Raw genomic sequence first — 4,661 nt, forward strand, 5'->3', positions numbered from 1 at the left:
CCCCGGCAGGATTCCCCCCTGCCGGGGCCATCATCGAACAGGCGCGTCGTCCCGCGCCGGCGCGATCTACCAGAGCACGGGCAGGCGCTCCGGGATGCGCTTCATGAAGCGGGTACGCCACACGAGCTGGTCGACCGGCACGGCGAGAGCGAGGTCGGGCATCTTCTCCAGGAGTACCTCGATGGCGATCTCGGTGTGCCGCTTGCCGAGAGCGGTGGCCGGGCAGTAGTGCTGCCCGCCGCCGAAGGAGAGGTGCGTGCCGGCGTTCGGCCGGTCGATGTCCGCCACGTGCGGGTCGGGGTACACGTCGGGGTCGGTGTTGGCGGCCTCGACCAGGACGAGCATCAGCTCGCCCTTCTTCACCTCGACGTCACCGAGGGTGACGTCCTCCAGCGCGAGCCGGGGCAGGCCGTCGGCGATCGACAGGTTGATGCGCAGGAGTTCGTCCACCGCGGCCGGGATCTTCTCCGGCTCCTTGCGCAGCCGCTCCCACATCTCGGGGTTCTGGAGGAGCGAGACGATCGCCATGGTCAGGAAGCCCATGGTGGAGATGACCCCCGCGCCGAACAGGGTGACGCCCACGGTGGCGAGCATCTCGTCCGTCAGGTGGTCGTAGTCGGGGTCGTTGCGCAGGGCGGCGAGCTCGGCGATCAGGCCGGTGGTGGTGGGGTCGTCGAGGCGCTCCACCATGTAGGCGATGTCGCGGTCCCAGTTGAGCTTGGCGCCGGTCACCGGGCAGGCCGAGTTCATGAACGCGATGTCGAGGCTGGCCGCGAGGCGCGGCGCGTCGGACTCCGGAATGCCGAGGATGCGGCAGTGCAGGTTCTCGGCGTACGGGTTGGTGAACTGGCCGCGCAGGTCGACCGGCGCCCCGTGGCTCAGGAGGCTGTCGACCAGGCCGGTGGCCTGGGCGCGCATCCAGTCGGTGAGCCCGTCGGTCTTGGGGTTGATCGCCTTGAGAACGGCCTTGCGCAGTCCCGCGCCGGTGATGTTGCCCATGTTGTTGACGACCTCTGGCGGGATCGTCAGCGCGTACTGGCGGGGCACGCCGGGTGCCGAGGTGTCCTTCAGGCTGAACCGGGGGTCCTCGAGGACCTGCTTGGCCAGCGGATAGGAGGAGACGAGCCAGGCTTCGTCCCCGGCTATCGTGCGAACCCGCTTCACCGGTTCGCCGCGCAGCTCCTCGATCTCGGGCGGGAGTTGATCGCCGCGCGCTGAGAAGGGGAAGTCGAGCAGGGTGTCAGTGGACATCGGAAGTTCCTTCGGCGGGGGTGATGACGGCGTGACCCTGGTTGCGTGAGGCGCGCAGGCCCGAGCCGCGTGAGTAGAGCAGTTCCGCCATGGGCAGGAGCTGGTGGTAGCAATTGAGGGAGGACGGCACGCCGAGGATGGCCGGCGTGTCGAGGAAGAGCGGCATCTCGGCGCAGACGTACTCCAGGCACACGTCCCGCTGCCGCGTGGTGGCGGCCTTCCCGTTCAGGACCTTGGACGAGAGGAACGCATCGACCAGTGAGTTGCTGGTCCTGCGGAACTCCGGGTCGGAGTCCAGCAGGTTGGTCAGGTGACTGTGGAGCGCCCGATAGGCCGGGATGTCGGTGAGGGACGACATCGGGCGGGCGCGGAGGCGGACGCCCGTGGGATCGGCCTCCGCGGCGGCGTTGTTGACCTTGGCGCGGACACCGCGCAGGTTCTTCACCGCCTTGCGTCGTGCTTCGTCCTCGCCGTAGCCGAGAGCCTCGTACATCTCGGCCACGTGCATGTCGGTGTAGATGAGATCGACCTGCTCGAAGTTGCGCAGGCCCCAGTGGGCAAGGTCATTGACACGTTGGGCCGAGAAGTAACTGTTCCCCGGGGAAATACCTATCACGGCATGATCGCCTTCGGTGCTGATCACCTGGCAATGCGGGGTGTACGGCCGGACTGTGAAGACTTCGGTTGCTGTCGTCAACAGGGGTCGGGTCCTTTGTGCCGCTAGTCCCGTGGGGCCCTGTGCCCCGGGTGTGGCGGCGACGTGACAGAAAGCTACCTGAACTGTGAGCGACCTTCCATGTCTTCTGGGTAGTAACTCATCTGTCGGACAACACAGTTGACCCGGGCACCTTTTGAACCCGGCCGATCCGGCCTTGGCGGCGGCCGGTCGGATGTGTTTCACCGGCCGTTTCCGGAATGTCCACCGGAATGGATCGGTCGGCCGATCGGAATTCCTCCGGCCGATCACGGCCGAGAGCCGGCACTGAGGGACCATCAGCCTCCGCGTGTCGTAGGGGCGTACGGGCCTTTCCGGTCGGCACGCACGGCGGGCCGGCCGCCCCGGAACCGCGGCGACGGTGAGGCCGGTCAGTAGTCGAGCACGGCGAGGACCGGCGCATGGTCGGAGGGACTGTCGTGCGGGGCGGCCGGGTGCGCGCCGTCCACGGTCGGCAGCTTCTCCGGCCCGGTGGAGACCCGCTCCAGACGGGGCAGCAGCGCCTGGCTCACCAGGATGTGATCGATGAGCTCCTTCTGGCCCTCGAAGACGCGGGAGAAACCGCCCTGCTCCAGGATGCGCGGAGCGAGGTTCCAGAGGCGCCGCGGGTCGCCGAGGTCGGGGTCCTGGAAGCCACCGGTACCGATCTGCGAGCCGGGCGGGCCGTACAGGATCTGCGTGGTGGCCGCCTTGAACTCGTCGTTGAGGTCGCCCATCACGACCACCTCGTGCGTGCGGCCGTCGCCCTGCAGCAGTTGATCGGCCACGAAGCGCATGGTGACGGCTTCCGCGGCCCGGCGGTACAGGGCGTACGCGGCGTAGCGGGACCGCAGTTGCTCGTCGTCCGTGCTGTGACGGTTGCCGGGGAAGGTCAGCAGCTTCGACTTGAGGTGGCAGACGGCCACTCCCACGGTGTGGCCGGGCGCGGGAGTCCAGCGGACGACCAGGCCGCCGCGGCCCATCCTCTTGATCATGGTGCCGTCGTCCTCGACCCGGACGGGCGGAAGGTGGTCCGGGAAGGCCGTGCGGTCCTCGACCACGGTGAGCGGCCGGCGGCTGAGGAAGCCGGCCCGGATGCCGCGGCGGTCGGGGTGCGTGGAGAGGGCGATGTGCCAGTCGCCGTCGAGCCTGTCGACCAGATCGGTCAGCGCCTGGTGGCTGCCCACCTCCTGGACGCCGAGGAGATCGGGCGCGAGATGGCCGATGGTGGCCGCGAGGCCGTCCAGCTTCGCCCGGTAGGCGGCCTCGTCCTCGGCGGCGCAGCGGTTCGAGGGCGGGCCGCCCGGGGGCAGGGGGCGGCAGAGGTTCTCCAGGTTCCATGTACCGATGACCACGCTCACGGCCGCTCCTGCCGTCAGCCGGCCTTGGGCGCGACCGGTTTGTGGCCGGGATACACGTGATGAGGGGTGACGATGCTGGTGACCGCCTCGCCGAAGAGCGTGCTGGGCTCCTGGCCCTGGTACTGGCTGTCGGTGTTCAAGACGATGACCATCGTCGCCTGCGCCGACGGCAGGTAGACGGGCAGCACCTCGTATCCGGGGATCGACCCGTTGTGGCCGATCCAGCCCTGGACGTCGAAGATGCCGAGCCCGTAGCCGGCACCCGGGATGTCCATCGGGGTGGTCTTCAGGCGTTCGGCCTGCGTCTCGGGCTTCAGCAGCGTGCCGGTGGCGAGGGTGCGCGCCCAGCTGCGCAGGTTCTGGACGTCGGAGACCATCTCTCCGGCGGCCCACGCCCAGGACGGATTCCAGGAGGTCGAGTCCTCGACCTTGCCCGAGGCCGTCTGGTCGGTGTAGCCGTGTGCGTACGGCACCGGCAGGGCCGGGCTCGTCGGGAAGACCGTGCTGCGGAGCCCGGCCGGTCCCAGGACGTCCTTGGTGATCACCTCGTGGAGCGGCCGGCCGGTGATCTTCTCCACGACCAGGCCGAGCAGGATCAGGTTGGTGTTGCTGTAGTCGAACTCCGCGCCCGGCTCGAACAGCACGGGGTGCGCGAAGGAGACATCGAGCAACTGCTGAGGTGTGAAGGACTGTTCCGGATCCGCCTCGAACTTCTTGACGAAGTCCTCGTCCAGGCTGTAGTTGAAGAGCCCGCTGCGCATGCCCGCCAGTTGCCGCAGGGTGATGCGGTCACCGTTCTTAACCCCTTTGACGTAGCTGTTGATGGGGTCGTCCAGACCCGCCTTGCCCTGGTCGACGAGCTGGAGGAGGGCGGTGACGGTGAACGTCTTGGTCTCACTGCCGATGCGCACGTGGAGGTCGGGAGTCATCGGCGCGCCGGTCGCCTTGTCCGCCACGCCGAAGGACCGTAGGTAGCTCCCCTTGCCGGGGGCCCACAGTCCGACCGTCACGCCCGGTACCTGCGCCTCGCGCATGACCCGGCGCACGGCCGCGTCGAGTTGTGCCGCGACGGCCGGTGTGAGGGGCGTGAAGCCCGTATCGGTGTCCGAGGAAGGGAAAGGGGTGGGCGGGGGCGTGGGGGCCGTGGCCGCGGAGAGGGGAGCGGAGGTCCGTGAGGGAACGGACACCCCCGATGCGGAACCGGCGGCCGCCGGGGCGATGAGCACTCCTGTCACGGCGGCGGCCGCGCACGCCCTGCGTAGCCGGAGGTGGGTTGGCTTCACGGCATGGTCTCCTGCCGTCCGAGGACCCGGGCAACACCATCAGCGTAGGTCCGCGGGCCCCCGGTCGCGCGG

At 69.0% G+C, this 4,661-nt stretch carries 4 protein-coding genes; all 4 read right to left on the reverse strand.

Annotated elements, in window-relative coordinates:
* Window positions 1-66: 66 nt before the first annotated feature.
* The gene (locus tag ACWGIU_RS30320) at window positions 67-1,251 is read right to left on the reverse strand and encodes a cytochrome P450 (RefSeq protein WP_453711136.1); all 1,185 of its coding nucleotides are present in this window, start codon (window positions 1,249-1,251) and stop codon (window positions 67-69) included.
* Window positions 1,241-1,948: a tRNA-dependent cyclodipeptide synthase gene (locus ACWGIU_RS30325; RefSeq protein WP_453711138.1), complete on the reverse strand. Its 708-nt coding sequence runs from the start codon at window positions 1,946-1,948 to the stop codon at window positions 1,241-1,243. The genes ACWGIU_RS30320 and ACWGIU_RS30325 overlap by 11 nt, the downstream gene beginning before the upstream one ends.
* Window positions 1,949-2,337: 389 nt before the next feature.
* On the reverse strand, window positions 2,338-3,300 hold the full coding sequence (locus ACWGIU_RS30330) for an endonuclease/exonuclease/phosphatase family protein (RefSeq protein ID WP_453711141.1): 963 nt from the start codon (window positions 3,298-3,300) through the stop codon (window positions 2,338-2,340).
* 20 nt (window positions 3,301-3,320) lie between these two features.
* On the reverse strand, window positions 3,321-4,589 hold the full coding sequence (locus ACWGIU_RS30335) for a serine hydrolase domain-containing protein (protein WP_453711140.1): 1,269 nt from the start codon (window positions 4,587-4,589) through the stop codon (window positions 3,321-3,323).
* Window positions 4,590-4,661 lie beyond the last annotated feature (72 nt).

The organism is Streptomyces sp. NPDC054840, assembly GCF_053611065.1.